A 25,366-nucleotide genomic window follows, 5' to 3' on the forward strand; every position below is an offset into this window, starting at 1 on the left:
TCATGAATTCGGCATGGGACAACCCTGAGTTCCACACCGTCGACGCCCCGGACGAATGGTCGTGGACAGCGGCGGGCGCGATCAGATGCGTCCCTGTCTCGCACCAGAGCAGGCTTCTGGGCTATCTATGGGCCGCCCTCAGAGAGGAGGCGGCGGGATTCGCGCCCGCCGGGTCCGCGACGGCGCACGGCAGGAACGCGGCCATCGCATGGGCGAAGCGCTTGCGCCAGGCCAAGGCCGCGAACGACTCCCCGCTCGCGGCCCTGGAGCGATGGGCCGACGAGCCCGAAGACCCGCTGTTCGGGATGGTCCCGGCCGGTCAGTGGGAGGAACTGTCCTCGCTGGCCGCCCTCGACGAGCGCGCACGACGGAGCTGAACCCACACCACCCATGACCCCCTCGACGTTCCCGGGCTCTTCGCAAGGGTAGAGCTGCGGTATTGCGCACGGTGGGCCACAGTGGGACAGCGACGACCGCCGTGCTGAGCGGGACGAGCCCGCAGCCTGACGCCCCCGCACCGGCCTGTCGACGGACCTTTCCGGGAAGATGGCCGGCGGCAGGCGGTGTCGAATGACGTGAGGAGTCGGCGATGACCATGAACGCGACCGGAGGCGAGGGCACCTTCGCCGAGCTGGGGCTGCGATCCGAGCTCCTGGACGTGCTGTCCGCTCTGGGATACGAGGAGCCCACTCCCATCCAGAGAGAGGCGATCCCCCCGTTGGTGGAGGGGCGCGATCTGCTGGGGCAGGCGGCGACGGGCACGGGGAAGACCGCGGCGTTCGCCTTGCCCGTGCTCCAGCGGATGCTCCACTCCGGTGGTGACGCAGGGCCGGCGACGCTGGTGCTCGTGCCCACGCGGGAGCTGGCCGTTCAGGTCTCGGAGGCGTTCCATCGGTACGGCCGCATCCTGGGCACCCGCGTGCTGCCGATCTACGGCGGCGCGCCCATCGGCAGGCAGTTGCAGGCGCTCAGGCGCGGGGTGGACGTCGTGGTCGCGACGCCGGGACGGGCCCTCGATCACATCGGCAGGGGAACGCTCGACCTGGAGGGTCTGCGCACCGTCGTGCTGGACGAGGCGGACGAGATGCTCGACATGGGGTTCGCCGACGACATCGAGGCGATTCTCGCGGCGACCCCCGAGGATCGCCAGACCGTGCTGTTCTCCGCGACGATCCCGGTGCGCATCGATGGGATCGCCCGCCGTCACCTGCGCGACCCGGTGCGGATAGAGATGGGGCACACGGCCGCAGAGGGGCGCCAGACGACGCCGCTGGTGGAGCAGAGCGCGTACCTGGTCGCCAGGGCGCACAAACCCGCGGCGCTCGGCCGCCTCCTTGACATCGAGGCGCCGACAGCCGCGATCATCTTCTGCCGTACCCGTGACGAGGTCGACCAGCTCACGGAGGCGATGAACGGACGCGGCCACCGCGCCGAGGCCCTGCACGGCGGCATGGAGCAGGAGCAACGCGACCGAGTGATGTCACGGCTGCGGGCGGGGACCGCCGACCTGCTCATCGCGACCGACGTGGCGGCGCGCGGCCTCGACATCGAACAGCTCACCCACGTCGTCAACTACAACGTCCCGTCCGCGCCGGAGGCGTACGTCCACCGCATCGGCAGGGTGGGCCGCGCCGGCCGCGAAGGGGTGGCGCTGACCCTGGTGGAGCCGCGCGAGCACCGGATGCTCAAGGCGATAGAGCGGGTGACCAGGCAGCGGATCCCGGTGGGGAGGCTGCCGACCCTCGCCGACCTGCACACGCGCCGGATGGAGCTGACCCGGGTCGCGCTGGAGGAGTGCCTGCTCCAGGACGACCTGGAGCACTTCCGCGTCCTGGTCGAGTCGCTCACCGACGAGTTCGACCTCATGGAGGTGGCGCTCGCCGCCGTCAAGCTGGCGCACGAGTCCAGCGGCGCCGCGCTCGACGAGGAGGAGATTCCCGAGGTGGCCCCGCGGATCGTGGAGAAGCGGCGTGGGCAGCGGGAGCCCGCCAGGGACGGCGAGCGACGCGCCCGCACCCCTGCGGGTGGAATGGCACGCCTCTTCTTCAGCCTGGGGCGCAGCGCAGGAATCCGGCCGCAGGACCTGGTCGGCGCGATCGCCGGCGAGTCGAGCCTGAGCGGGCACGACATCGGCGCGATCGAGATCGCCGACCGGTTCTCGCTGGTGGAGGTGCCGCAGGCCGCGGCCAACGAGGTGATCGCCGCCCTCCGGCGTACCACGATCAAGGGAAGGCGGCCGACCGTCCGCCGCGAGCGTGACACGGGCAGCGGACGAACACGATGACGAGGCCGCTCACGGTGGCCTGATGGCCGACGGACCGGGTGCTTCGATGAAACAGAGCGGAGGAATCCGATGATCGCCCGAATCTGGCACGGTTCCACCCCGATCGAGAAGTCAGCGGACTACCTGAGGCTGATGCGCGACGTCGCGCTCCCCGACTACCGGTCGACTCCCGGTAACCGGGGCGCGTACGTGCTGCATCGCGAGGACGGAGGCGTCGCCCACTTCATCACGCTGACCTTCTGGGACTCCGAGCAGGCGATCGCCGACTTCGCGGGCGACGACGTCACCCTCGCCAAGTACTACGACTTCGACGGCGACTACCTGCTGGAGAAGGAGCTCCGCGTCACCCACCACGACCTGTACGACCGGTGAGCGTCCCGCGGGACCCTACCCTCCTTCCGTCGCGGCCATCTGCCGGCGCTCCTCGCGGGTGGCGATGAGCCCGGCCGGAGCGAGGAGCCTGGACTCCTCGAACGGCGCCTCGGTGTCCGGCAGCGGCTCCTTGGCCCTGATCGCCTTCACCCACACCCGGATGGCGTCCAGGATGACGATGATGATCAGGATGGCGAACAGCGCGGCGAGGATCCCGTCGACGGTGGAGTTGACCACGATCTGCCGCATCGCGCCGACGCTCTTGGCCGGAGCCAGCACCTGCCCCTGATCCAGCGCCGCCTGGAAGCGGTTGCGCTGGGCGAAGAAGCCGAGCGTCGGATCGCTGGAGAAGACCTTCTGGTAGCTCGCGGTCAGCGTGACCGCGACGTCCCAGACGAGTGGGATCGCGGTCACCCACGCCCACTTGAGCCGCCCGCTCTTGATCAGCAGTGTGGTGGCGACGGTCAGCGCCACGGCGGCGAGCAACTGGTTGGCGATGCCGAAGAGCGGGAAAAGCTGGTTGATGCCGCCGAGCGGGTCGTTGACGCCTTGGTAGAGGAAGTATCCCCAGGCGCCCACGACGATGGCGCTGACCGCCATCAGCCCTGGCCACCAGCTCACCCGGCCGATGGGCTTCCACAGGTTGCCCAGGGTGTCCTGCAGCATGAAGCGGCCCACCCTGGTCCCCGCGTCGACCGTGGTGAGGATGAACAGCGCCTCGAACATGATCGCGAAGTGGTACCAGAACGCCTGCAGCGCGGCTCCTCCGAGGAAGCCGGAGAAGATCTGTGAGATGCCGACGGCGAGCGTCGGCGCGCCCCCGGTCCGCGCGATCAGCGTCTCCTCCTGTACGGCTCGCGCCGCCGCCTGCAACTGCTCGGGCGTGATGACGAAGCCCATGTTGCTGACGGCCTGGGCGGCGGACTCGACCGTGGTGCCGACGACCCCCGCCGGAGAGTTCATCGCGAAGTACAGCCCGGGGCTCAGCAGGCAGGCCGCGGTGATGGCCATGACGGCGACGAACGACTCCATGAGCATGGCGCCGTAGCCGATCATCCGGACCTGGGTCTCCTTCTGGATCATCTTGGGCGTGGTGCCCGAGGCGATCAGCGAGTGGAACCCGGAAAGCGCTCCGCAGGCGATGATGATGAAGACGAACGGGAACAGCGATCCGGCGAAGACCGGCCCCTTGCCGGTGAAGGCGAACTCGGTGAACGCGGTGTTCTGCAGCGAGGGCAGGGTGATGGCCACGCCGACGGCGAGCAGCACGATGGTGCCGATCTTCATGAACGTCGACAGGTAGTCGCGGGGCGCGAGCAGCATCCACACCGGCAGTACCGCGGCGACGAAGCCGTAGGCGATCAGCCAGAGCGCCAGCGCCGAGGGGCTCAGCGTGAAGGTGGCCGCCCAGCTCGACTCCTGCACCCAGCCGCCGGCGATGATCGCCAGGATCAGCAGTCCGACGCCGATCACGGTGGTCTCCACCACCCGGCCAGGCCGGATCGTGCGCAGGTAGAACCCCATGAACAGGGCGATGGGGATGGTCATCGCGATGGAGAAGACACCCCAGGGCGACTGCGCCAGGGCGCCCACCACGACCAGTGCCAGCACCGCGAGCAGAATGATCATGATCGCGAAGACGGCGACGAGCGCGGCGGCGCCGCCCACCGGGCCGATCTCCTCACGCGCCATCTGCCCCAGGCTCCTGCCGTTCCTCCGCATGGAGAAGAACAGGATCACCATGTCCTGGACGGCCCCTGCGAAGATCACGCCGGCGACGATCCAGATGGTGCCTGGCAGGTAGCCCATCTGGGCCGCCAGCACCGGCCCCACCAGCGGCCCGGCCCCGGCGATGGCGGCGAAGTGGTGGCCGAACAGGATGCGGCGGTCGGTCGGGTGGTAGTCGATGGCGTTGTTGAGCCGCTCGGCGGGCGTGGCCCTGCGGCTGTCCGCCCCCAGGACCCTGTGCAGGATGAACCGGGCGTAGAAGCGGTAGGCGATGGCGTAGGAGCCGAGCGCCGCGGCCAGCAGCCAGACCGCGTTGACGTTCTCGCCCCTGGACAGGGCGAGCACTCCCCACCCTGTGGCTCCGACGGCGGCGACCACCGTCCAGATGATGATGGAACGGGCTTTCACCGGTTACCTCCCCCTACGGGCCTGCCCAGGCAGCAGCGCAGCCCGGCGTCCGGCGGCAGGTCGGTGGTGAAGCGCCGCCAGCGCCACAGCGGGCGGCAGTCGACCATGACCGGCAGTTCGGCCAGATGCACCCAGGCGATGGGATGGGCGTACACCAGGCCGGTCTCCAGCAGGCGCGCCCGCCGGGGCAGGTCGGACCGTCGCAGTGGCCGGACCGAGAACTCGCCCGCGTCGGCACAGCACAGGCCGGTGGCATGCCAGTCGAAGAAGACCACTTCATCGGCGCGCAGCGCTTCACGGGCGGCGGTTGTGAGCGTGATCCTGGACATCCGCGGCTCCTGCATCCCAGGTGCCCCGGACGCTACCCGGGCACCGGGGGGCTGAAACACCGCTTGACGTGCCAGAACCTGCCGCGGAACAGCCGCGCCGGCGCTCCGGCCCGCGCCGCCGCTGTGCCGGCAGCGCCGGGCGGCCCGCCTCCCGCCCGGCCGGGCAGAAGCCCCCGCCCGGTGTCGGATCAGGGGCGCCGACGGTTGTCAGCCATTGCGAAAACAAGCCACAAAAGTGGGCTGACCTGGGCGTTTCGAGTGTGGCCCTCGGGGCAGCCGTGGTCCTAGCAAACAGATTCGGAGGCGTCACATGACCACCGAGACTCTGATCTGGGTGGCCGTCGTCGTGGTAGTGGTGGTGGCCCTCGCCGCAGTCGCGTTTCTCGTGCTGCGGCATCAGCGCCGTGGCCGTCTCCGCGAACGGTTCGGCCCGGAGTACGACCGCACGCTGGCCGAGCAGGAGAGCAGGGGCGCGGCCGAGCAGGAGCTGCTCGCCCGTGAGGAGCGCGTCGCCGAGCTCGACATCCGTCCGCTGGACCCGGAGCAGCGGCGCTCCTATGCCGCCCGCTGGACAGAGGTGCAGGAGCGGTTCGTCAATGCCCCTGGTTTCGCGGTGACGGAGGCCGACCAGCTGGTGACGGAGGTCATGGCCGAGCGCGGCTACCCGATCGGGGACTTCGAGCAGCGGGTGTCCGACCTTTCGGTAGGACACGGCGCCACTCTTGACCGCTACCGGCAAGCCCATGAGATCAGCGGCCGTGCGGTCACGAAGAAGGCCTCGACGGAGGAGTTGCGCCAGGCGATGGTGCACTACCGCGCCCTGTTCGAAGAGCTCCTCGGGGAGTCGCCGTCGGACGGCCGCGCGTCCCGCCGCGATCCGGCGGCGAACCGCGATGACCATGGCGAAGGCACCTCCCGTCGCGATTCTGGAGGATGGTGACGACATGGACCCGCGCAAGCACGAAGACGAAGGACTGCAATCACCGAGGCAGTACGACGACGTGAACGAGACCGGCGGACCAGTGGCAGGCCCTGGGCCTGTGTACATGGAGGAAGAGCGCCCGGTGGAGGAGCCGGCGGGTCTCGGGGCCCAGGGCTCAGCCGACCACGACGTAGGGGTTCAGGACAGAGGGTTCACGGACACCGACGCCGCCACCACCGACACCACCGCTACAGACACCACCGCCACCGATACCGGCACCGCCACCGATACCGGCATCGCCGCCGGCGACGTGCCGGCGGAGTCCGCGCCCGCTGGGGCGCCGGCCGTACCAGCGCAGGGCGCTGCCCTGTTCGACCAGGACGTCGACCAGGCCCACACGCGCTGGCACGACCTGCAGGCCACGTTCGTGGACGACCCGCGCCAGGCGATGGAGCAGGCGGACCAGCTGGTCGACGAGGTCGTCAACGCGCTCACCAGTTCGCTCACCACGCGCACGAGCGAGCTGGGCGATCGGTGGAAGAACACCGACCAGGGCGACACCGAGCAGCTCAGGCTGGCTCTTCGCGACTACGGGGCCATGCTCGAACAACTGCTCGCGCTGTCCGGCCCCCAGAAATGAGGTGAGATGACATGCTCGCCATCGTGGCAGCGATCATCTTCGGGCTGGGTTTCCTGCTCGAACTGCTGGCCTTCGAGATCCCCGGTGGGATCAGCGGCGTGACATTCATGCTGCTCGGTCTGTGCCTGCTGGCCCTGCACCAGGCGGGAGTCGGCACGCGCAGCGACGGAGGCCTCCTCGGTGGCCGGCGCGGGACACGACGCTGACAGCGAACGGCGTGCGGGTCGGTACGCCCATCACCCGCCCTGCTTGAGCTCCTCGAGCAGGGACGGGTGGTGCGGCCGCCAGCCCAGCTCGCTGCGGGCCCTGGCGGCGGTGGCGACCTGGTCGAGCAGGAACGGCTGGACCATCACTCCCCAGTGCCGCTCAGCGTCCTTGGAAGGCGCAAGCCCCGGTCACCCGCTCGCGGGCAGTACGGCGCTGACGGTGACGCCGCAACCGAGGACCGCGTTGACCGACAGCCCGCCGCCCAACTCGGCGAACCGGGCACGCCTGACGCGCAGGCGATCGGCGAGCCGCTCCGACGGCAGGCCGAGGCCGTCGCCGCTGAGCGTCAGGCGCAGGCCGCCGGCGCCAATGGTGAGCGCGATGCCCACGCACCGCACCGATCCGTCCGGTTCCAAGCCGTCCAGCACGTCGAGGATCGTGGCATGGACGAGCTCCGCGATGTGGACGGGGAGAGGCTCACAGGGAAGCGCCCACACCTCCACGGCGATCCCGGTCGAGCGGGACCACCGTTCCAGATGGTCGGGCAGCTCCCACGCGGGCTCGACCCGTTCGTCAGGGCGGAGTGCGTCCAGTGCCATCAATCTTCCTCAACTCTCGGTGCGGTGACGCGGACTTACGAGGGACTGCTCAGCAGGCCGTACAGCCTGCCGATCTTGCCGGCGTCGGCGATGAGGGGCAGCGTGTCGAACGTCAGGCTCCAGTCGGTGACCTTGCCGTTCCTGTGGCCGAAGCGTTCGATGACGCCGTAGGTGATGTTCCGGCCCTGGCTGCGCACGGTGCCGTACCACTCCTGGTAGGTGGCGTCGCGGGTGTGGACCGCCTGTCCGGGTCGCAGGGCGGTGGGGTTGTCGCCGTTCCCGTCGTTCGCGAACGTGCTGAGCAGCCTTTCGACGTAGGCCCGCTTGGCGGCCGTCGTGTGCAGCTTGCGGCCGTCCAGGCCCGGACCGGTCAGCGGTGCCCGGCCGGAGGCCGCGACAAGGGCGCGGGCGTTCCTGCTGTTCCAGGCGGCGGCCCGGCCGAGCAGGCCATGGCGCAGCGTCGACTCCTTCGCCTCGGCGGCGGGCTCCGCCGCGGCGGTGGCGCCGTCGGCGATGCCGTCGAACAGGTTGTCCAGCTTCAGGTCCCCGGTGGCGATGGGGGCGAACCAGGTGTACCTGTCGTAGTAGCGGCGGCCCTCCACCACGTCACCGGACTGGTCGATGACCACGCGGTAGATGGCGGGGTACTCGACCGTCCTGCCGCGGATGACGGCCGTGTTGTGCGCGCCGTACATCACGGTGTCGCCACCGGCCGCGAGACGCTGCGGCGTGAAACCGAACTGCGGCACCAGCGCCAGCGTGTCGGAGATGGACTTCTTGATGTCCGTCTTGCCGTTGATGACGTCGCGGGCGGCCTCCCAGAGGGTCGCGTCGTCGGCGAAGATCTCGCCGTAGGCCTCGACCCGCTCGGTGCCGTCGCCGGTGGGCATGGAGCCGAACCGGGTCTGCCGATCGATGAAGGTCTTCGCCTGAGGGCTGATCGTGCCCTCGATCACCGGGCCGTCCGTCCGCTGTGCCGTGGCCGGTCCGGCGAGCGCGACGAGCGGTAGTGCTGCCAGCAGGGCGGCGGCCAGGAAGCGCTTGTTGTTCGGCATGTTCGTCCTATGCGCCGGTAGGGATCTTGTCGAGGAAGCCGTGGACGCTGTCGATGCGGCCGTCGGCGGTGATCACTGCCACGTCGAACCCCACCACCAGCGCCTCGGCGCCGTCCTGCGCCAGCTCCCAGGTGAAGCGGGCGATGTTGTGGTGGGCGTCCACCGGCCCCGCGAGGGTGAAGGTGAAGCCGGGGAACTGCTCCTGCACGGCGGCGATGGTGGCGTCGATCGCGGCGGTGCCCGTGGCGACCGCCATCGGGTCGGTGTAGACCCCGTCCGGGGACCACAGCTCGTCGATGGCCGCGCGGCGGGCGGCGGGGTCGGTCTCGTTCCAGGTGGCGATGTAGCGAGCGATGAGCTCGTCGATGTTCTTCATGAACAAGGAAGCTAGAGAAACCGCACATAATGGGCATCTGTCGCGATTAGGTAATTGTGTCGGCGAGGGGGCGCATGCTGTACGGGCGAGAGGCCGAGACATCCGTCATCGACGAGCTTCTCGACACTGTGCGGTCGGGTCGCAGCGGCGCTCTGGTGATCAAGGGCGAGCCGGGCATCGGTAAGACCGCACTGCTCGACTACGCCGCAGGACGTGCCGACGGCATCCAGGTCATCCGGCGCAGCGGCGTGCCATCCGAGAGCGCGCTGGCGTACGCGGGACTGCACCTGCTGCTGCGTCCGGCGCTGGACCGTACGGACAAGCTGCCGCCGCCGCAGCGGCGCGCGCTGGAGACGGCGCTCGGCCTGACGGACGGACAGGGCGCCGACGCCCTGCTCGTCGGCCTGGCCGTGCTGTCGCTGCTGGCCGAGGTGGCCGAGGACGGCCCCGTCCTGTGCCTCATCGACGACGCGCAATGGCTGGATCCCGGCTCCCGCGCCGCGCTGGCCTTCGCCGCCAGGCGGCTGGACGCCGAGGGCATCGCCCTGATCATGGCCACCCGTGAGGGCGAGGTGCACGGGCTGCCCGAGATCACGCTGGCCGGGCTGGCCTCGCCGTCCGCGGCGGCCCTGCTGAAGGGCGGCAGCCTGACCCCTGGCCAGCGCTACCGGGTGCTCGCCGAGGCTCAGGGCAATCCGCTGGCCCTCATCGAGCTGCCCGCCGCCCTGCACCGGGACAGCCACGGGTTCGGCGCGCTTCCCCTGAGCAGCCGGCTGCAGGCGGCCTTCCACAGTCAGGTGGACCACCTCCCTGAAGCGACCCAGACGCTGCTGCTGGTGGCCGCGGCGGGGGAAGGCCTGGACGAGGTGCTCACCGCCGCCAGGCTGCTCGGCGTGACGGCCGCGGACCTGCGCCCCGCCGAGACCGGGGGGCTCGTGACCACCGACGGGCAGCACGTACGCTTCCGCCATCCGCTGATCCGTGAGGCCGTCTACCAGCGGGCCCCGATCAGCTCGCGGCTGGCCGTGCACGCCGCGCTCGCCCAGACGCTGACCGGAGACCACCACGCGGACCGGCGGGCCTGGCACCTGGCCGCGGCGACCGTCGGCCCCGACGAGCACGTGGCGACGGAGCTCGAACGCACGGCCCAGCGGGCCGCCCGCCGGCACGGGTACGCGGCGGCGGCCACCGCGTACCAGCGCGCCGCCACGCTCACCCGCCGCGACGACGAGACCCGCGCCCGGCGCCTCACCATGGCGGCCGAGTCCGCCATCGAGGCCGGGGAGCTCGACTGGGGTCAGACGCTCGCGAGCGAGGCCGACGCGCTGACCACCGACCCGGCGCTGCGCGCGCGCACCACCCACGCGCAGGCCACCGCCCACTTCTCGCGGGGACGGTACGGCGAGGCGCACCGCCTGATGACCGAGGCCGCCCACCTGGATCCGTCCCTGCTGGTCCGGGCCTTCCAGACCGCCTGGTACGCGGGCGAGGCCCAGCTGTCCGAGGTGGCGGCCCGCCTGGCGTGGGCCCTGACGGAGACGCTGCTCGACGAGCCCGTCACCGCTCTGGCCCGCCTGGAGGCCGCCGCCTTCGCCCGGCTGTCCGGTGGCGACCCGACCGGCCTGGTCCCGCTGGAGCAGGCCGTGGCCGAGGCCGAGCACGCCCTGGCCGACCACCCGCCCGGACTGGCGGCCATGGTCTGCGGCGCGCCGCTCATCGCCGGGCAGGACGCCGCCACCCTGCGCATGTCCTCCCGCCTGATCGCCCGCTGCCATGCCGAGGGCAGCATCGGTGTCCTGCCGATGGTGCTGTACTTCCAGGCGCAGGCCGAGCTCTTCCACAGCGGCCGCCACCATGAGGCCGGCGCCGCCGCGACCACCGCCCTGCGCCTGGCCGAGAACACCGGCCAGCACCAGTGGGCCGCCCTGAACAGGGGCCTGCTGGCCTACCTGGCCGCCGTCGAAGGCGACGAGGAACGCCACCGCCGGCTCACCGCCGAGGTGGCGCGGGGCCCGGTGGCGCCCATGCAGGGCGCCATGTGGGCCGACTGGTCCCGAGCGGTGCTGGACCTGGGCCAGGGCCGGGCGGAGACAGCGCTCGTCCAGCTCGAAACCCTCGCCGAAGGGCCCGGCTGGTACCACGTCTCGGCCATACGGTGCGTGCCGGACCTGGTGGAGGCCGCCGTGCGCAGCGGCGAGCCCGACCGGGCCAGGCCGGCTCTGGCCCGCTACGTCCGTCTCGATCAGCGCCACCTCATCGAGCGCTGCCTGGCCCTGCTCGCAGGGGACGACGCCGAGGCGCACTACCTGGCGGCGCTGGAGGCCGGCGGACCGGCCTTCGAGCGCGCGCGTACCCGGCTGCTGTACGGGGAGTGGCTGCGCAGGGCCCGCCGCCGCGGCGTCGCGGTCGGCCACCTGCGCGAGGCCATGGAGAGCTTCGAACGGCTGGGCGCCGCTCCCTGGGCCGGCCGTGCCCGGGCCGAGCTCCAGGCCGCCGGCGCGCTGTCCGCCGCCGCGCCCGCACCGGGCAGACCGACGGGCCTGACACCGCAGGAACGGCAGATCGTCCAGCTGGCCGCACGAGGGCTGTCCAACAAGGACATCGCCGCCCAGCTCTTCCTCAGCCCCCGCACCGTCGGTTACCACCTCTACAAGGCCTACCCCAAGCTGGGCGTCGCCTCCCGCGGCGAGCTCGCCGCGCTCGCCGGCCTCGGCTGACGGGCAGGTCTCGCCCGCGGTCCGCGGGCGCGACCAGACACGTCAGGCCCCTGGTTCGAGCTCCTCATGGATGGCCCGCGCCGCCGCGCGGTGTTCGGCGGCGGCGGCCGGGTCCGTCTCGTCGAGCACGGCGGCGATCCCCTCGTGGGCCAGTGCCTCCTTGTGTCGGTTGCCCACCTTCGGGGCCAGCTCGAGTGCCTGACGGTGCAAGCGCAAGGCCTCCTCGGGCAGGCCCGCCAGCCGGCAGGTCTCGGCGTACCCGTTGAGGAAGTGAATCTTCCAGTGTTCCTCGAACAGCTCATCCAGGAGCGCGAACGCCTGCCGGTGGCTGGCCAGCGCCTCCTCGTAGCGGCCCATCTGGCGCAGGGCGACGCCCAGGCAGTTGAGACACCACGCCTCGTTGTGCTTGTGGCCGTCCTCGCGGGCGATCTCCAGGGCGCGGTGCAGGTGCTCCGCGGCCTCGTCGGGTCGCTCGTGGGTGATGGCCATGCCAAGGGTGATCCGGGCGGTCAGTACGGCAGGCCAGTCGGGGTCGGCGTGCGCGGTGTCCAGCACCTCGCGGGCCAGCCGCGCCGCCTCCTCGTGGCGTCCAAGCTGCAGCATCGCCCACGCCTCGTCGGCGGTCGCATGGGCCGCGCCCATCGGACAGCCCGCGTCCGCGTACAGCCTCCCGGCCAGCCTGAAGAGGCCGAGCGGCTCCTCGACATAGCCCTCGTCCCACCTCAGGTGGCCGCGACGCATGATCAGATCCGCTTCGGAGCGGGTGTCCCCTGCCTGGGACACCAGCGGCGCCGCCGCCTCGTACGCGGCGCCGGCCTCCGCCATCCTGCCCGCGTTGTAGCGGGCGAAGCCCAGGTCGCTGTGCGCCTCGGCCAGCTGCCACGGATCGCCCAGACGCTGTGCGGCCGCCAACGACCGCTCGAAGAGGACGTTGAGGTGCGTCGTGCCGCAGCGCCGCGCGAAGAACGCCCGCATGAAGCGCGGCAGCTCGCACACGTGCGCGTCGGCTCCGGTGGCGACCGCCACCTCGAAGGCCCCCATCAGGTTGGTGTACTCCGTGACGTACCAGTAGAGGGCCGCGTGCTTGTCGGTGAACCGCGGCAACTCGGCGGGGGGCCGGCCCGCGGAGGCCGCGCGGCTGCCGGACACGTACGGCATCGCGGCGTCGGCGGCGGCCGCCGCGTACACGTAGTAGTCGAGCACCCGGTTCAGCGCCTGCTCCTGCTCCGCCGGAGAGTCCTGCTCGGCGGCGGCTCGGCGCGCGTGCTGGTGCACCAGGTCGTGCAGCGTGTAGCGGCCGGCCGACGGCTGCTGGACGAGGTGGGCGTCGAGCAGGTCCTCCAGCATCGCCCGGGCGGTGCGCAGCGGCACGTCCGCCAGCGCCGCCGCCACGTACTCGTCGAAGGAGGAGCCCGACAGCAGGCCCAGCAGCCGGAACAGCCGGCGCTCGGCCCGGTCCAGCTGCCGTACGGACATGGCGAACGCGGTGTCGAACTCGCTCGCGCCCTCCGCCATGCGCTCGACGAGGATGCCCACGGTCCAGCCTGGCCGGTGCCGCAACCTGGCCCCGGCCAGCCGCAGGGCCAGCGGCAGATGGCCGCACCGGCGCAGCACCTCGGCCGCGGACTCCGGGTCGCGGGCCAGCCGGCCGTCGGGGCCGGCGGGATCGCCGCTGGCGCGGGCCAGCAGCTCCGCGCTCTCCTGCGGGGTCAGCACGTCCAGTGACACCGGAGGCACGTCCTCCAGGCCCACCAGCCGGTTGCGGCTGGTGATCAGGGCGACGGAGTCGCCCGCGCCGGGCAGCAGCGGGCGGACCTGGTCGGCGCCGGCGACATTGTCGAGGACCACGACGGCACGCCGGGCGGCCAGCTCCGACCGCCAGCAGGCGGCCAGCGGCTCGAGGCCACCCTCCTGCGGGATCTTCTCCGACGGGACGTCGAGCGCGGCGAGCAGTGCCCGCAGCGCGGGATCGGGGTCGAGCGGTTCCCGCCCGTCGGTGAACCCGTGCAGGTCCAGATAGAGCTGGGCGTCCGGGTATTCGTCGGCGAGCCGGTGCGCGGCGTGCACCGCCAGACACGTCTTGCCGACGCCCGCCATGCCGTCGACGGCGACCACACGGCTGCTGCGCACCGCGGCGAGGACGGCGGCGAGCTGGGTCTCACGCCCGGTGAAGTCGGGCGCGTCGCGCGGCAGGTCGTTGCGGGGCGGGCGTGGGGCGCCGGCGGGCGGCGACGGAGGCTGGACCTGGCGGCTCGCCTTCGGGGGCGCCGGCAGGGGGTTCGTCGCCCTGTCCCACAGAGGGCGCAGCGGCCGGGGGTCGCGCTTGACCAGGCGGCAGAGTTCGATCACCACGGGCCAGGGTGGCACCGACTGACCGCTGAGGTAACGCGACAGCGACGACGAGCTGAGGCCCGTGTCCCGCGCGAGAGCCCGCACGCCGCGCCCGGACAGCTCCTGCAGCAGGCGCAGCCGGGTGGCCAGTTCGTCCTGGGGATCAGCCTTCGTCCTCTGCTGCACAACCACCGCATCCTGCCTCTCTGTCCCGTCCCGGAAGAAACTTATCGGGACGGATCGCCGCAGGCCAGAGCCCTTTCCCCTGTCCCACGGTGTCCCACCGTCGTCGTCGTGGCGAGCCCGTTCGGCTGTTATGGAGTCACGCCCCCAAGGGACGGGGCGCTGATCCGAAGAGGAGAACCACCATGCAGTCTCGCATGCAGAACCCGGCCTTCATCCTGCCCGACGCGATGCAGCCCATCCAGCAGCTCTTCAAGGCCGTGAACGCCGGCGGGGTGGACAGTCAGACGCTGGAGCTGGTGCATCTGCGGGTCAGCCAGATCAACGGCTGCAGCTCCTGTGTCGACGCGGGCACCAAGACCGCTCGTAAGGCCGGAGTGAGCGAGGAGCGGCTGGCCACGGTCGTCGCCTGGCGGGAGACCCCCTACTTCACCGAGGAAGAGCGGGCGGCGCTCGAGCTGGCCGAGGCCGCGACACGGCTGGCCGACCGTGCCGACGCGGTGAGCGACGAGGTCTGGGACAGGGCCGCCACCTACTACGACGAGAAGCAGCTGGCCGCGATCGTTCTGATGATCGGCGTCACCAACCTGTTCAACCGGCTCAACGCCACCACCCGGCAGATCGCCGGCGCATGGGGATGAGCGGTGCACGGCCCCGGGCAGCGCGCTCGAACTCGTGGCCCGGGACCACTCGCCTGATCCCCGCGCACCTTCTCGGCTGAGCCGGAGAAGCCGGCAAGTCTCGCACAATGGTCGTCCCCACCAGGATTCGCACACAAGGAGATCTCCACCATGAACGCAGCGCAGAACACCGCCAAGAGCACCACCGCAGCCGACAAGAAGTTCGACGGGTTCACCGACGAAGAGCGGGCCGCGATGAAGGAGCACGCCAAGGAGCTGAAGAAGGCCGCGCGCCTCGGCGCGGCCAAGGCCGACGGCGAGCGCGACGTCCTCGAGAAGATCGCCGAGATGAAGGAGTCGGATCGCGTCCTGGCCGAGCGCTTCCACGCCATCGTCACAGCCAGCGCGCCGGCCCTCACGCCGAAGCTCTGGTACGGGATGCCCGCCTACGCCAAGGACGGCAAGGTCGTCTGCTTCTTCCAGAGCGCGGAGAAGTTCAAGGCGAGGTACGCGACCATCGGCTTCAACGACATCGCGACCCTCGACGAGGGCACCATGTGGCCGACCGCCTTCGCGGTCACGGCCCTGACCGCCGACGACGAGGCGAGGCTCGCCGAGCTCGTGAAGCGAGCGGTCAGCTGATCACTGAGCGGGCCGCTGAACCCCCGGCCCCGGTAGGGGACGATCCCGGGCTGGGTGATGACCGCCGGAGGAGCGCGCAGTCGGTGTCCCGGCGCGTTCTTTGGCGGTCATGTTCACCGCCTGGCCGAACTCGGCCGCGACCTGCCGCTCATCCGCCGTCATCCGGAGCCCTTGTCCTCGCGCAGGGCCGAAGGCTTGTGGACGGCCTTCTTGCCGCTCTTCTCGCTGCGCACCACGTACTGGGGTTCGTCGGGAGAGGCCGCCACGGTCCTGTCGGCCTCCTCCCGCCGACTGGTGATCTTCTTCTCCACCTTGCCGTGGGCGGTGGATCCGTGGCTTCGCCAGGTGACCTCGTCGCCTACCGAGGGGTCTTCCTCGCGCTTCTTCGTCATGAGCGTGGGGCTACCCCGACCCAGGCTCACACGCGCAAGCACAGCCATGGATTCGCCCATCGACGGGTCAAGGCGCGACGGCGGCCGACGGGGATCGCCTCGGCCTGCACGAACAGCAGGAGTCTCCGTCAGCGCGGGTCGCGGCGCAGGGGATGGTCGGGCGGGACCTGCACCAGGACGATGCGATGGCCGTCGGGATCGGCGATCCACAGCTCGGTGAGACCCCACGGTTCCAGCCGGGCCTCGCGCAGCATGGTGACACCCGCCCCGCGAAGGCGTTCCTCCTCGCGCGCCACGTCGCGCACCTGCAGCCAGAGGGACATCGCCGACCCGGCCTCGCCGTCGGCGTGCCCGGAGAGCTCCAGGAATCCCTGACCCAGGAAGAAGACCGTTCCTGGATGGTCGGCAGGGCCGAACTCGCGATAGACCGCCAAGCCGAGCGTCTCGGCGTAGAAGTGCCGGCTGCGCGCGAGGTCGCGGGGACGCAGCAGCACGCGGCTGCTCAATACCTCCATGCGGCACCTGTTCCCCCGCACGGCGGTGAGGGCACACGATTCCGCCGACCGGGCCATGGCGGCGGCCGGCCCTGAAGCCTGCTCACGCCTGCCCCGGTCCATCCAGGGTGTAATGCTTCATCCGGAAAGCCAGCTGGTGGAGGGTGTGGCCCGCGGCCTTCTTGAAGAGGTACTCGGCGCGTTCGTACGAAAGCCGCCCCCGTCCCGTGTCCGGGCACAGGTCGGCGGGCTTGGGCATGCGGGCGGGGGCGGGGCGCCGGTCGGCCAGGAACAGGGGGCCACGAGTCCGGCCCGCCACCAGCTCGGACAGCAGGGCCGCCGTGCCGTCTCCCCAGGAGATCCAGACCGGCCCGGTCCTGGTGGTGACCCTGCCGCGGCGGGCGACCAGGTCGAGGTCCTCGACATTGAGCGACAGGGCGGCCCTCGCGGACGCTCCCGACTCGTGCAGCAGCCGCCACAGCGCCCGCTCGCGCAGGGACGGATGCCGCCACAGGGCCTCCAGAGCCGGCCCGTGGACGGCTGGGCGTCGTTCGCGGCTCTCCGGCTTCCTGCCCAGCTCGGCCGACAGATCCGCGATCGCGGCCCATGACGAGAACGAGCGTACGGCTGCACGATGCCGGTTCCAGGTTCTGGGGGCCGCCGTCCCCCAGGCGACGGCGAAGACCCCGGCCACCTGCCTGGCGGTCACGTCGGCCAGCGGAGTGCCGGGTCCGAGGTCCAGGCGCAGGCGGCGCAGGGTCTGGCCGTAGGAGCGGATCGTCTGGGCGTCCAGGTCGCCACGGGCCAGGAAGCCCTCCGCGGCCTCACCCAGCGTGAGGCCCGTCTGCTGGGAAGGCGCCTGGGCGGCGCCGGTGGCGGCGCGTCCGAGGAGGAACGCGCGTTCCGCGGCGTTGCGGGTGAGCGCGGCGGCGCGGGTGAAGTCCTTGCCGGCCTCGTCATGCCGGCCGAGCCTGGCCAGCAGGTCGCCGCGCACCACCGACAGCAGGTGGTAGTCCTTGAGAGCCGGGTCGGCGGCCACCGTCTCGACGAGGTCCAGACCTGCCTGGGGGCCGTGGGCCATGCCGAGGGCCACGGCCCTGTTGAGCTGGATCACCGGGGACGGCCTCAGCCGTACCAGCGCCTCGTAGAGCGTCGCGATCTGCGCCCAGTTCGTGTCCTGCGCGGTTCCCGCCTGCGCGTGGGAGACGGCGATCGCCGCCTGCAGCACGTAGGGACCGAGCGGGCCACCTGCCTCCTTCGCCCGCAACATCGCCGCGAAGCCGCGGGTGATCAGGAGCCGGTCCCAGAGCCCGCGGTCCTGCTCGTGCAGCTGGATGGGCTCACCGGAAGGGCCGGTGCGCGCGGCCGCGCGTGACGCCTGGATCTCCATCAAGGCGACCAGGCCGTGCACCTCGGCTTCGCCGGGTGCCAGCTCGGCCAGCAGCCTGCCCAGGCGGAGCGCCTCCAGGGCGAGCGACGGGCGCATCAGATCGTCGCCGGAGGTCGCCGAGTAGCCCTCGTTGAAGATCAGGTAGATGACGTCGAGCACGGACGTCAGCCGGCCGGCCAGCTCCGGCCCCGGCGGCAGCTCGAACGGGACCTGCTCCTCGGCGAGGGTGCGCTTGGCCTTGGCGACACGCTGGGAGACGGTCAGCTCCGGCACCAGAAACGCCCGCGCGATCTCCGGGATGCCCAGGCCGCCGAGCAGCCGGAGTGTCAGCGCGACCCGCTCCTCGGCGGGCAGCACGGGATGGCAGGAGACGAACATCAGGCGCAGCACGTCGTCGTCGGGTTCGGGATCCTGGCGCTCCAGCGTGCGGGCGATCTCTTCGTGCCTGCGCCCCATCCGCTCGTCGCGGCGGATGTGGTCGATCGCGCGACGCTTGGCCGCCGTCATGAGCCATGCGCCGGGGTTGTCAGGGACGCCCTGCTCGGGCCACTGCTCCAGCGCGCCCACCAGCGCGTCCTGGGCGAGCTCCTCGGCCAGGCCGACGTCGCGGACCATCCTGGTCAGGCCCGCGATGATCCGCGCGGCCTCGAGCTTCCAGACCGCGTTGACCGCTCCGTGGGCGTCCCGTGCGGCACTCATCAGTAGATCTGCTGGATCCTGCCCTCACCATCGCCGATGATCTCGAAGAATCGGCGGGACAACTCCAGCGCCTCCTCCTTGGACCCCACCTCGATCAGCGCAAACCCGCCCGCCATCTCCTTGGCCTCGGCGAAGGGTCCGTCCGTCACCGTGAGCTCGCCGCCGACGGACTTGAGCAGACTGCCGCCCAGCTCCATCCCGCCGGTGGCCAGCAGCACCCCGGCCTGGGTCAGCTCCTGGATGAACTTGCCCATCTCGATCTGGAGCGTCTCGTCCGCCCTCTGCTCGCTCACGTTCGTCAAGAGAAATCGCATGCCGCACTCCTTTTTCGCCAACCCTAGCCCCTGCGTTCCCTGTCACATCGCTCGGACGACGCGTAGGCACAACCACGAAGGGAACAGGGAACATGACCACCACCACCATCGCCCGCGGCAACGCCTCCACCCGCACACTCCTCACCGCCGCGGCGGCCGCCATGCCCGTCTGGACCGTGGTCGCCCTGACGCAGGCGTTCACCCGCGAGGGCTTCGACCTGGTCCGCCACCCCTTCAGCCAGCTCGCCACAGGCTCGCTCGGGTGGATCCAGATCACCAACTTCCTGATCGTCGGCTCGTTGCTCATCGCCGGCTCCTTCGGCTTCCGCAGAGCCCTGTACGGCAAGCCCGGCGGCACCTGGGTGCCGCGCCTGACCCGGGTCGCCGGCATCGGGATGATCGGAGCGGGCGTCTTCGTCATGGATCCCGGAGACGGCTTCCCCGTGGGCACGCCGGCCGGGCCGCCGGCGACGATGAGCTGGCACGCCGTCATGCACATGGTCGCAGGGTCGATCACGTTCATCGCCTTCGCCGCGGCCTGCTTCGTCCTCGGCCGGTACTTCACCCGCACCGGCGCCCGCGGCATGGCCGTCCTCTCCCGCCTGGCCGGTGTGGCCCTGATCCTGGGTGACGGCTGGGCGATCACCGGCGGGCACGCCGCCTCGGTGACGCTCGCCACCGGAGTCATGATCGCGATGGGCTGGATCTCCCTGGTCGCCGCCCGCTTCCGCACGTCCGCCTGACCACCCACCACTTCACCCCCCAGGAGAAACCATGAGAAAGATCGTTGCCGGGTTGTTCGTCTCGCTGGACGGCGTCGTCGAGTCGCCCGAGACCTGGCACTTCCCCTACATGAACGACGAGATGGGCGCGGCGGTCATGGCGATCCAGGCCGAGGCGGACACGCTCCTGCTGGGCCGGGCCACCTACGAGTCCTTCGCCGCGGTCTGGCCCCACCAGACCGGCGAGATGGCCGACCAACTGAACGACATCCGCAAGCTGGTCGTCTCCACCACCCTCCAGACGGCCGAGTGGAACAACTCCACCCTGATCGGCGCGGACGTGATCGGCGAGCTGGAGAAGATCAGAAAGCTGCCCGGCAGGAACATCAGCGTCACCGGCAGCATCACGCTGACCAGGGCGCTGCTGCGGGCAGGCCTCATCGACGACCTCCACCTGATGGTCCACCCGATCGTGCTCGGCACCGGAACCCGGCTGTTCGACGAGAGCACCGGCCGCCTGCCGCTCAAGCTGGTCGGTTCGACCACCTTCAGGACCGGCGTCCTGAACCTGCACTACCAGCCCGCTCAGGGAGCCTGAGATGACCAAGCCCACCACTGTCACCGAGTACGCCGCCGCCCTCGACCAGCCCCTGCGCGAGATCGCCGAAAAACTGCAGGCCATCGTCGACGCCGCGCTTCCTCAGCCGGGTGCGGTCTGGCACGGGCACCCGGTCTGGAGCCTTGGCCCGGCCCCTGGCAGGACCCCGGTGGCCTACTTCAAGGCCTACCCCTCCTACGTGACGTTCGGTCTGTGGCGGGGCCAGGAGATCACCGATCCCTCCGGCCGCCTGGAGCCGGCCGCCCGGCAGATGGCCGCCGTCAAGCTCCGCACTCCGGCCGACATCGACCCTGACCTGTTCGCCACGTGGCTGCGCCTGGCCCATGACCTGGAAAGCTGACCGAGGCCACGAGCCCCGTCCCGGAGCGTCCGGGGCGGGGCTCCGCCTTTGCCGCCAGGCCACACCGCCCCGCTGCGGCTCGGCGGGCGGCGTCCGCCAGCGGGAACTCCGGCGCGGGGGTCACACCCAGCCCCGCTCGCGCGCCATCAACGCCGCCTGTGCCCGGTTGCCGGCGTCGAGCATGCGCAGCAGGTCGGCTATGTGCCGCCGGTAGGTGCGCAGCGACATACCGGCCCGCTGGGCGCCCACCTCGTCCTTGCTCACGGTGCACATGAAGGTGAGCACACGCTGCTGCGCCTCGGAGAGCAGGGGGAGCTGCCCGGCGCCGGGGGCCGTCAGCTCGGCGAAGTCCGCCGCCGCCGCCCACATCCTCTCGAAGAGGCTGATGACGCTGCCCACCAGAGTGCTCTCCTCGATGCGAAGGGCGCCTCTGGCGGTGTCGTGGAGGTCGATCGGGAGCAGTGCCGTGTGGCGGTCGTAGACCAGCACCAGTTCCGACAGCTCGTCAGCCACCCTGATCTGCGCACCGTCGGCGTGCAGATCCCGCAGGTGGCTCAGGCTCGCCGGATCCTCCAGGGCGGAGGCGCGCACGAGATTGCGGATGCGTACGCCGCGCCGCAGACAGCGGACGTCGATGGGCCGCCCGTGCGCCATGCCCTCCGGAGACAGCGCGTCATAGGGTTCGGCCACCAGTACCTCTTCCTGGACGCCGAAGGCCAGCTCGTCGATGTGGGCGCGTACCTCACGGAGGTCTTCCAGGCGGCGGAGCGTCGCGCCTGCGCCGCCGGCCGTCCCGGACGGCTGCGGCACCGGGACCTGCCGGTCGCGCTGCAGCGAGCGCAGTATGGGCCATGGGTTGGTGAGCTGACGCATCGTCCGGTGCATCGCCTCCAACTGCTCCTCCACCAGACGCGGCACGGCCACACAGGGCTCCGTCGCCCACGTGCTCTCGTCGTCCCCGTGCAGGAGCCGCAGGTCTCGCAGGCGTGAGATCACCCGCGTCGCTCTCTCCTCGCCGAAGGAGAACACCCCGTGGATCTCGTGCGCAGGCGTGCGTGGATGGCGCAGGAAGTAGCGGTAGACGTCCTCCTCGTCGCCGGTCAGGCCGAGTACGGACATGGCGTGGCCCCGCATGTCCGCTCCCCGCGTGCTCCGTCCCGCGTGCCTGGTGACCACGGAGCACAAACTAGCCGGGAAGCAAACAGACAGAGTCTCACCGCTCTCAGCGGAGGGCCGCAGCCCATTTTCTCGCCGCGTCACCGGGTCCATGGCCCATTCGCCGTGTGCGGTGAAGGACCGTTCGCTGGAGAGCGCAAGGAAATCTGATGGGGGAAACACATGATGCCGGGCAGGCCTCCCCTTGCATGATGCTGCCTTTCCCTCCGCAGCATCCTGCCACTCGTCGATATACAAATCATTCGTCGCGCACGCCATCCTTGAAATGAAACAACTAGTGCAATAGCACGCTCTGAGAGGACGCGGACATGAAGAAGATGATCGGCTGGATCGTGGTCGGAATTGCTGTGTGTGGCGCGTCGCTGACGGGTGCGAGCAGCGCACTCGCCGCGGCGGACTTCTCCGATGTCATCGTGTGCGTTCGAACGACGGCGGAGTTCTCGGACGGCAGGCTGGGGACCTCCTGCAGAAACGCCTGAGGTTCGTAATCAGGCGATCGGATCGGGGTGGGGACGCGATTCGCCTCACCCCCATTCCACGGCTTTTCCAACCCTCGCAGGAGGCGTTGACGCGTCACCCCTGTGGCCGAAAGAGGCGTAAGCGCCGAGAACATGCCATGTGCGTGTCGCCAGGGAGCGCCGTCCCGCCGGAGACGGCGCTCCCGAACGGCCGTCTCCCTGGGGACGGCGCTCCTGAACGGCCGGATCAGGCCGAGACGGCCTGGTGAGCCGCGAGCTGCTCGAGATCGGCGCCGCGTCGGTACGCCCGGGTGACGATGGCCACGCGTCGTCCGAGTTCGCTCGCCGTCCGCAGGTCCGTGGCAGGCGGCGCGATGTCCGGGCCGACGTCGCTGTCGGACTGGGCCATCGCACCCAGCCAACTGCCCAGCCGGTTGAGATCCTCCACCGAGCCGCCGCTGCTCGACCATCCACCGGGCAGGGCCAGCCCGACCCAGATCATGCCGTGCTGGGCGGCGAGCATCGCCAGGTCGACCAGGGTGTTGAGCTTGTCGCCGCTCATGCAGCCGCTGTTGGTGAACCCCGCCGCGACCTTGTCCTTCCACCGCAGGTTGTCCTTCAGGACGGCGCTGGTCCCCTCCGCGAAGATCTTGAAACCCGCCGACGGGCTGCCCATGTAGGTCGGGGCGCCGAACACGATCGCGTCCGCGGCGTCAAGGCTCGACCACAGCGCGTCGTCGAGCTCGTCGACCGCCAGCAGTTCCACCGTCGTCCCTTCCACCGCCCTGGCGCCGTCGGCCACGGCCTCGGCCTGGCGGGCGGTGTGCCCGTAGGCGCTGTGAAAGGCCACCGCGACCCGCACCTGAGTCTCGTCGAACATGCCATCCTCCTGATAGTCACGCATTGCCGGCCGCGCCTACTCGAACAGCCCGGACGATCCGACGACCTCGAGCGGCTCGGGGGCTCTCTTCCCTGACTCGGGAACGCACGACGAACAGACTCACTTGAGATCTTCTCCTTTTTCGTCATCGACGGCTCTGACGTTCGGCCGGCGCCAAGGCGGCCGGGAACGCTCAGTCGTCGGCTGGGGTCGCTGCGCCTCTCGCCCCGCCTCAGCTGGGGCCGAAGGGCTGTACGGCGTCCGCCACTACCAGCGACGCCCGTCATCCGGTGCCTGGCGAACCCAGGCCCTGTGAGTGAACCTTGACCGGTTACACTCGTGGCCCTGCAGGCCAAAGGCACGGCACATGCCTTGGCCTGCAGGCGACCACACGCTCGATCATCGAGCCCTACCTCACTCCATCGCCTATGACGAAATGCGACGAGGAAAGGTGACCGATGGACGAGCACGATTTTCTGGCGGAACAGTTCGAGGCCCATCGCGGCCACTTGCAGGCGGTTGCCTACCGGATGCTCGGCTCACTGAGCGACGCCGAGGACGCTGTCCAGGAATCCTGGCTACGGCTCAACCGCTCCGACGTCAGCGGCGTCGAGAACCTGGCGGGATGGCTGACGGCCGTCGTCGCGCACGTGTGTCTCGACCTGCTTCGATCCCGGAAGGCGCGACGCGACGAGCCCGTGGGGTGGAATGTTCCCGAACCGAGCACGAGCGGACGCCAGACGGATCCCGAACGCGAAGCGGTGCTGGCCGACTCGGTCGGCCGCGCGCTGCTGGTGGTGCTGGAAAGGCTGTCGCCCGCGGAGCGGATCGCCTTCGTGCTGCACGACATGTTCGCCGTACCCTTCGACGAGCTCGCGCCCATCGTGGGACGGTCATCGGTCACGACCAAGAAGCTCGCCAGTCGCGCCCGCCAAAGGGTGAAAGGCGTCGCCACAGTGGCCGGCGCCGATCTCGCCTGGCACCGCCGGGTCGTCGAGGCCTTCCTGGCCGCCTCACGTGGCCGGGACATCAACGGACTTCTCGCGGTCCTCGACCCGGGCGTCGTGCGCAGGGCCAACGCCGCCGCGCTGCCACCGGGCGTACCGACAGAGATCCGCGGTGTGGAAGCCGTGGTGGAGGAGACGCTTCTCCTCGCGCAGCGTGCCCGGTTCGCGGAGCCGGCCCTCGTGAACGGAGCCATGGGAATCGTCGTGGCTCCGCACGGACGACTCGTCCTCGCCCTCACCCTCACGTTCAGGGACGGGAAGATCGCCGAGTACGAAGTGATCGCCGACCCGGCGCGCCTCCAGGAGCTCGACCTGGCCGTCCTCGACTCATGACGGCGGCCTCGACCGGCCCACGCGCGGTGTCCGCGTCGATCTGACGTGTGACCCGCGCAAACGGGCATGCGCCCGCGCCTTTCGCCTGTTCAGGCGGGCGGAGGCACGTGCTCAGCAGGGCGCGGCTCCCGACGTGACGCGATCCCGAGCGGCTTCCGCACCGGCGCCGCCGGGACGCCGAAGCCGCCGGGGCACAGGGACGGGCGGACGGGCATAGAGTCGGGGGCCGTGGAGGGGTTCGAGGCCCATCGCGGCCATCTGTGGGGTGTCGCGTACCGGATCCTCGGTACGACCGTCGACGCCGACGACGCCGTCCAGGAAACGTGGCTGCGATAGCGGCAGGTCGACGTGCGGGAGGTCGCCGACGAGCGCGCCTACCTGACCATGGTGGTGAGCAGGATCTGCTACGACTCCCTGACCTCGGCCCGTTCCCGAAGGGAGACGTACGTCGGCGAATGGCTTCCCGAACCGGTGGTCAAGGAGCTCGGGCCTGACGAGCGGGTGGCCATGGACGATTCGGTCAGCCTGGCGCTCCTCGCCGTCATGGAGCGGCTCTCTCCCGCCGAACGCACCTCGCTCGTCCTCCACGACGTCTTCGCGGTGCCGTACGAGGAGATCTCGCGGATTCTCGGCAGGAGCGTCGATGCTGTCAGGCAACTGGCGTCCCGGGCGCGCGGGCGGGTGCAGGACTACGCGCCGCGACGGACGTCCGACCGTTCGGCGCATCTGAAGGTGGTCGAGGCGTTCGCCGCGGCCGCCACCACCGGCGACCTGCCCGCCCTGGTGGCCGTCCTCGACCCCGAGGTCGTCTGGCGGGCGGACGGCGGTGGCGTCGTCACCGTGGCGCTCGTGCCCGTCGTCGGCGCCATGAAGGTCGCCAGGCTGCTCCTGGGGATGATCGAGCGCTGGTACGTCGGCATGTCCGCCGAATTCCTCGAGGTCAACGGCGCTCCTGGCGTGGTGGTCCGCGGCGCGGACGGCGGGGTGGACAGCGTGATGGCCTTCACCGTGGCCGACGGGCGCGTCACCGAGATCGACGTCGTCAGGAACCCGCACAAGCTCCGCCACGTGTGACGCGGATCACTCTCACGTTTCGCCTCGCCACGTCGTCTCCCCTGCAGGCACCCAT

27 protein-coding genes and 1 pseudogene are annotated in these 25,366 nt (G+C 70.7%); 16 read left to right on the forward strand and 12 right to left on the reverse strand.

Translation table 11 applies throughout. From position 1 onward, the window contains the following. Positions 1-2: 2 nt before the first annotated feature. The 3 genes from ABFX50_RS20250 (at position 3) to ABFX50_RS20260 (ending at position 2,656) form a co-directional block, all read left to right on the forward strand. Positions 3-377: a hypothetical protein gene (locus ABFX50_RS20250; protein ID WP_346148506.1), complete on the forward strand. Its 375-nt coding sequence runs from the start codon at positions 3-5 to the stop codon at positions 375-377. Between the two features lie 212 nt (positions 378-589). Beyond that, positions 590-2,284 carry a DEAD/DEAH box helicase gene (locus ABFX50_RS20255; protein WP_346148508.1) on the forward strand — a complete coding sequence of 565 codons (1,695 nt, stop codon included), beginning with the start codon at positions 590-592 and terminating at the stop codon, positions 2,282-2,284. Positions 2,285-2,353: 69 nt separating this feature from the next. Further along, entirely contained in the window at positions 2,354-2,656 is a 303-nt protein-coding gene (locus ABFX50_RS20260; RefSeq protein ID WP_183654088.1) for an antibiotic biosynthesis monooxygenase family protein, read from the forward strand. A 15-nt stretch (positions 2,657-2,671) separates the two neighbouring features. Here the strand turns inward: ABFX50_RS20260 and ABFX50_RS20265 are convergent, their stop codons facing one another. Both ABFX50_RS20265 and ABFX50_RS20270 read right to left on the reverse strand, forming a co-directional pair. After that, positions 2,672-4,792, reverse strand: a complete 2,121-nt coding sequence (locus ABFX50_RS20265; protein ID WP_346148511.1) for a carbon starvation CstA family protein — start codon at positions 4,790-4,792, stop codon at positions 2,672-2,674. After that, on the reverse strand, positions 4,789-5,121 hold the full coding sequence (locus ABFX50_RS20270; protein ID WP_346148513.1) for a hypothetical protein: 333 nt from the start codon (positions 5,119-5,121) through the stop codon (positions 4,789-4,791). The genes ABFX50_RS20265 and ABFX50_RS20270 overlap by 4 nt, the downstream gene beginning before the upstream one ends. A gap of 310 nt (positions 5,122-5,431) precedes the next feature. Between ABFX50_RS20270 and ABFX50_RS20275 the strand changes: the two genes are divergently transcribed. The 3 genes from ABFX50_RS20275 to ABFX50_RS20285 are packed head-to-tail and all read left to right on the forward strand — an operon-like array spanning position 5,432 to position 6,889. Beyond that, the gene (locus ABFX50_RS20275; RefSeq protein ID WP_346148515.1) at positions 5,432-6,061 is read left to right on the forward strand and encodes a hypothetical protein; all 630 of its coding nucleotides are present in this window, start codon (positions 5,432-5,434) and stop codon (positions 6,059-6,061) included. Positions 6,062-6,065: 4 nt separating this feature from the next. Then, entirely contained in the window at positions 6,066-6,683 is a 618-nt protein-coding gene (locus tag ABFX50_RS20280; RefSeq protein WP_346148517.1) for a hypothetical protein, read from the forward strand. Positions 6,684-6,694: 11 nt separating this feature from the next. Then, complete coding sequence (locus tag ABFX50_RS20285) at positions 6,695-6,889, forward strand: hypothetical protein (protein ID WP_346148519.1); 195 nt, start codon at positions 6,695-6,697, stop codon at positions 6,887-6,889. Positions 6,890-7,078: 189 nt separating this feature from the next. Here the strand turns inward: ABFX50_RS20285 and ABFX50_RS20290 are convergent, their stop codons facing one another. The 3 genes from ABFX50_RS20290 to ABFX50_RS20300 are packed head-to-tail and all read right to left on the reverse strand — an operon-like array spanning position 7,079 to position 8,920. After that, positions 7,079-7,489 carry a hypothetical protein gene (locus tag ABFX50_RS20290; protein ID WP_346148521.1) on the reverse strand — a complete coding sequence of 137 codons (411 nt, stop codon included), beginning with the start codon at positions 7,487-7,489 and terminating at the stop codon, positions 7,079-7,081. A gap of 35 nt (positions 7,490-7,524) precedes the next feature. Continuing rightward, the gene (locus tag ABFX50_RS20295) at positions 7,525-8,544 is read right to left on the reverse strand and encodes a nuclear transport factor 2 family protein (protein ID WP_346148523.1); all 1,020 of its coding nucleotides are present in this window, start codon (positions 8,542-8,544) and stop codon (positions 7,525-7,527) included. Between the two features lie 7 nt (positions 8,545-8,551). Next, positions 8,552-8,920: a nuclear transport factor 2 family protein gene (locus tag ABFX50_RS20300; RefSeq protein WP_183654114.1), complete on the reverse strand. Its 369-nt coding sequence runs from the start codon at positions 8,918-8,920 to the stop codon at positions 8,552-8,554. Between the two features lie 74 nt (positions 8,921-8,994). On the opposite strand from ABFX50_RS20300, the gene ABFX50_RS20305 reads away from it, so the two are divergent. Beyond that, complete coding sequence (locus tag ABFX50_RS20305; protein ID WP_346148526.1) at positions 8,995-11,637, forward strand: helix-turn-helix transcriptional regulator; 2,643 nt, start codon at positions 8,995-8,997, stop codon at positions 11,635-11,637. Positions 11,638-11,679: 42 nt separating this feature from the next. On the opposite strand, the gene ABFX50_RS20310 is transcribed toward ABFX50_RS20305, so the two are convergent. Next, positions 11,680-14,160 (reverse strand): tetratricopeptide repeat protein, encoded by a 2,481-nt coding sequence (locus ABFX50_RS20310; protein WP_346148528.1) that lies wholly within the window; start codon positions 14,158-14,160, stop codon positions 11,680-11,682. Between the two features lie 176 nt (positions 14,161-14,336). Here ABFX50_RS20310 and ABFX50_RS20315 point away from each other — a divergent pair, with 176 nt between their 5' ends. Both ABFX50_RS20315 and ABFX50_RS20320 read left to right on the forward strand, forming a co-directional pair. Continuing rightward, positions 14,337-14,792: a carboxymuconolactone decarboxylase family protein gene (locus ABFX50_RS20315; RefSeq protein WP_183654123.1), complete on the forward strand. Its 456-nt coding sequence runs from the start codon at positions 14,337-14,339 to the stop codon at positions 14,790-14,792. A gap of 150 nt (positions 14,793-14,942) precedes the next feature. Beyond that, positions 14,943-15,413, forward strand: a complete 471-nt coding sequence (locus ABFX50_RS20320; RefSeq protein WP_346148531.1) for an iron chaperone — start codon at positions 14,943-14,945, stop codon at positions 15,411-15,413. 158 nt (positions 15,414-15,571) lie between these two features. On the opposite strand, the gene ABFX50_RS20325 is transcribed toward ABFX50_RS20320, so the two are convergent. The 4 genes and pseudogenes from ABFX50_RS20325 to ABFX50_RS20340 all read right to left on the reverse strand — a co-directional run bounded on the left by ABFX50_RS20325 (position 15,572) and on the right by ABFX50_RS20340 (position 18,702). After that, positions 15,572-15,805 carry a hypervirulence associated TUDOR domain-containing protein gene (locus tag ABFX50_RS20325; RefSeq protein ID WP_346148533.1) on the reverse strand — a complete coding sequence of 78 codons (234 nt, stop codon included), beginning with the start codon at positions 15,803-15,805 and terminating at the stop codon, positions 15,572-15,574. Between the two features lie 128 nt (positions 15,806-15,933). Then, positions 15,934-16,320 carry a VOC family protein gene (locus ABFX50_RS20330; RefSeq protein WP_346148535.1) on the reverse strand — a complete coding sequence of 129 codons (387 nt, stop codon included), beginning with the start codon at positions 16,318-16,320 and terminating at the stop codon, positions 15,934-15,936. A gap of 856 nt (positions 16,321-17,176) precedes the next feature. Then, positions 17,177-18,388 (reverse strand): annotated as a pseudogene (locus ABFX50_RS51330) (RNA polymerase sigma factor); the annotation flags it as partial. After that, positions 18,388-18,702, reverse strand: a complete 315-nt coding sequence (locus ABFX50_RS20340; RefSeq protein ID WP_346148539.1) for a YciI family protein — start codon at positions 18,700-18,702, stop codon at positions 18,388-18,390. The gene ABFX50_RS20340 and the pseudogene ABFX50_RS51330, both read right to left, overlap by 1 nt. Positions 18,703-18,794: 92 nt before the next feature. On the opposite strand from ABFX50_RS20340, the gene ABFX50_RS20345 reads away from it, so the two are divergent. From ABFX50_RS20345 to ABFX50_RS20355, 3 genes are read left to right on the forward strand one after another with little or no spacing between them, the layout of a single operon-like run. Next, a complete protein-coding gene (locus ABFX50_RS20345) occupies positions 18,795-19,445 on the forward strand; it encodes a DUF998 domain-containing protein (RefSeq protein WP_346148541.1) in 651 nt (216 codons plus the stop codon). Between the two features lie 31 nt (positions 19,446-19,476). Then, positions 19,477-20,022, forward strand: coding sequence for a dihydrofolate reductase family protein (locus ABFX50_RS20350; protein WP_346148543.1), 546 nt, complete (start codon positions 19,477-19,479; stop codon positions 20,020-20,022). A 1-nt stretch (position 20,023) separates the two neighbouring features. After that, the gene (locus ABFX50_RS20355; RefSeq protein WP_346148545.1) at positions 20,024-20,383 is read left to right on the forward strand and encodes a DUF1801 domain-containing protein; all 360 of its coding nucleotides are present in this window, start codon (positions 20,024-20,026) and stop codon (positions 20,381-20,383) included. A gap of 120 nt (positions 20,384-20,503) precedes the next feature. Here ABFX50_RS20355 and ABFX50_RS20360 read toward each other — a convergent pair whose 3' ends face one another. Next, the gene (locus tag ABFX50_RS20360) at positions 20,504-21,517 is read right to left on the reverse strand and encodes a hypothetical protein (RefSeq protein ID WP_346148547.1); all 1,014 of its coding nucleotides are present in this window, start codon (positions 21,515-21,517) and stop codon (positions 20,504-20,506) included. 350 nt (positions 21,518-21,867) lie between these two features. Between ABFX50_RS20360 and ABFX50_RS20365 the strand changes: the two genes are divergently transcribed. After that, complete coding sequence (locus ABFX50_RS20365; protein ID WP_346148549.1) at positions 21,868-22,038, forward strand: hypothetical protein; 171 nt, start codon at positions 21,868-21,870, stop codon at positions 22,036-22,038. 226 nt (positions 22,039-22,264) lie between these two features. On the opposite strand, the gene ABFX50_RS20370 is transcribed toward ABFX50_RS20365, so the two are convergent. Continuing rightward, positions 22,265-22,897, reverse strand: a complete 633-nt coding sequence (locus ABFX50_RS20370) for a flavodoxin family protein (RefSeq protein ID WP_346148551.1) — start codon at positions 22,895-22,897, stop codon at positions 22,265-22,267. 458 nt (positions 22,898-23,355) lie between these two features. On the opposite strand from ABFX50_RS20370, the gene ABFX50_RS20375 reads away from it, so the two are divergent. The 3 genes from ABFX50_RS20375 to ABFX50_RS20385 all read left to right on the forward strand — a co-directional run bounded on the left by ABFX50_RS20375 (position 23,356) and on the right by ABFX50_RS20385 (position 25,311). Further along, positions 23,356-24,237 carry a sigma-70 family RNA polymerase sigma factor gene (locus tag ABFX50_RS20375; protein ID WP_346148553.1) on the forward strand — a complete coding sequence of 294 codons (882 nt, stop codon included), beginning with the start codon at positions 23,356-23,358 and terminating at the stop codon, positions 24,235-24,237. Positions 24,238-24,465: 228 nt separating this feature from the next. Next, a complete protein-coding gene (locus ABFX50_RS20380; protein WP_346148555.1) occupies positions 24,466-24,573 on the forward strand; it encodes a sigma factor in 108 nt (35 codons plus the stop codon). A 12-nt stretch (positions 24,574-24,585) separates the two neighbouring features. Beyond that, positions 24,586-25,311 (forward strand): sigma factor-like helix-turn-helix DNA-binding protein, encoded by a 726-nt coding sequence (locus ABFX50_RS20385; protein ID WP_346148557.1) that lies wholly within the window; start codon positions 24,586-24,588, stop codon positions 25,309-25,311. The last annotated feature ends 55 nt before the right edge of the window (positions 25,312-25,366 follow it).

The sequence above is a fragment of the Nonomuraea recticatena genome (assembly GCF_039533245.1).
Classification (GTDB): Bacteria; Actinomycetota; Actinomycetes; order Streptosporangiales; family Streptosporangiaceae; genus Nonomuraea; species Nonomuraea roseola.

Coding starts and splice junctions, on each gene's coding strand:
- ABFX50_RS20285 (WP_346148519.1), top strand. CDS start 6,695: ATGCTCGCCATCGTGGCAGCGATCATCTTCGGGCTGGGTTTCCTGCTC.
- ABFX50_RS20300 (WP_183654114.1), bottom strand. CDS start 8,920: ATGAAGAACATCGACGAGCTCATCGCTCGCTACATCGCCACCTGGAAC.
- ABFX50_RS20365 (WP_346148549.1), top strand. CDS start 21,868: ATGAAGAAGATGATCGGCTGGATCGTGGTCGGAATTGCTGTGTGTGGC.
- ABFX50_RS20360 (WP_346148547.1), bottom strand. CDS start 21,517: ATGCGGGGCCACGCCATGTCCGTACTCGGCCTGACCGGCGACGAGGAG.
- ABFX50_RS20320 (WP_346148531.1), top strand. CDS start 14,943: ATGAACGCAGCGCAGAACACCGCCAAGAGCACCACCGCAGCCGACAAG.
- ABFX50_RS20340 (WP_346148539.1), bottom strand. CDS start 18,702: ATGCGATTTCTCTTGACGAACGTGAGCGAGCAGAGGGCGGACGAGACG.
- ABFX50_RS20295 (WP_346148523.1), bottom strand. CDS start 8,544: ATGCCGAACAACAAGCGCTTCCTGGCCGCCGCCCTGCTGGCAGCACTA.
- ABFX50_RS20375 (WP_346148553.1), top strand. CDS start 23,356: ATGGACGAGCACGATTTTCTGGCGGAACAGTTCGAGGCCCATCGCGGC.
- ABFX50_RS20250 (WP_346148506.1), top strand. CDS start 3: ATGAATTCGGCATGGGACAACCCTGAGTTCCACACCGTCGACGCCCCG.
- ABFX50_RS20345 (WP_346148541.1), top strand. CDS start 18,795: ATGACCACCACCACCATCGCCCGCGGCAACGCCTCCACCCGCACACTC.
- ABFX50_RS20260 (WP_183654088.1), top strand. CDS start 2,354: ATGATCGCCCGAATCTGGCACGGTTCCACCCCGATCGAGAAGTCAGCG.
- ABFX50_RS20350 (WP_346148543.1), top strand. CDS start 19,477: ATGAGAAAGATCGTTGCCGGGTTGTTCGTCTCGCTGGACGGCGTCGTC.
- ABFX50_RS20270 (WP_346148513.1), bottom strand. CDS start 5,121: ATGTCCAGGATCACGCTCACAACCGCCGCCCGTGAAGCGCTGCGCGCC.
- ABFX50_RS20280 (WP_346148517.1), top strand. CDS start 6,066: ATGGACCCGCGCAAGCACGAAGACGAAGGACTGCAATCACCGAGGCAG.
- ABFX50_RS20290 (WP_346148521.1), bottom strand. CDS start 7,489: ATGGCACTGGACGCACTCCGCCCTGACGAACGGGTCGAGCCCGCGTGG.
- ABFX50_RS20330 (WP_346148535.1), bottom strand. CDS start 16,320: ATGGAGGTATTGAGCAGCCGCGTGCTGCTGCGTCCCCGCGACCTCGCG.
- ABFX50_RS20325 (WP_346148533.1), bottom strand. CDS start 15,805: ATGACGAAGAAGCGCGAGGAAGACCCCTCGGTAGGCGACGAGGTCACC.
- ABFX50_RS20275 (WP_346148515.1), top strand. CDS start 5,432: ATGACCACCGAGACTCTGATCTGGGTGGCCGTCGTCGTGGTAGTGGTG.
- ABFX50_RS20355 (WP_346148545.1), top strand. CDS start 20,024: ATGACCAAGCCCACCACTGTCACCGAGTACGCCGCCGCCCTCGACCAG.
- ABFX50_RS20305 (WP_346148526.1), top strand. CDS start 8,995: ATGCTGTACGGGCGAGAGGCCGAGACATCCGTCATCGACGAGCTTCTC.
- ABFX50_RS20370 (WP_346148551.1), bottom strand. CDS start 22,897: ATGTTCGACGAGACTCAGGTGCGGGTCGCGGTGGCCTTTCACAGCGCC.
- ABFX50_RS20255 (WP_346148508.1), top strand. CDS start 590: ATGACCATGAACGCGACCGGAGGCGAGGGCACCTTCGCCGAGCTGGGG.
- ABFX50_RS20315 (WP_183654123.1), top strand. CDS start 14,337: ATGCAGTCTCGCATGCAGAACCCGGCCTTCATCCTGCCCGACGCGATG.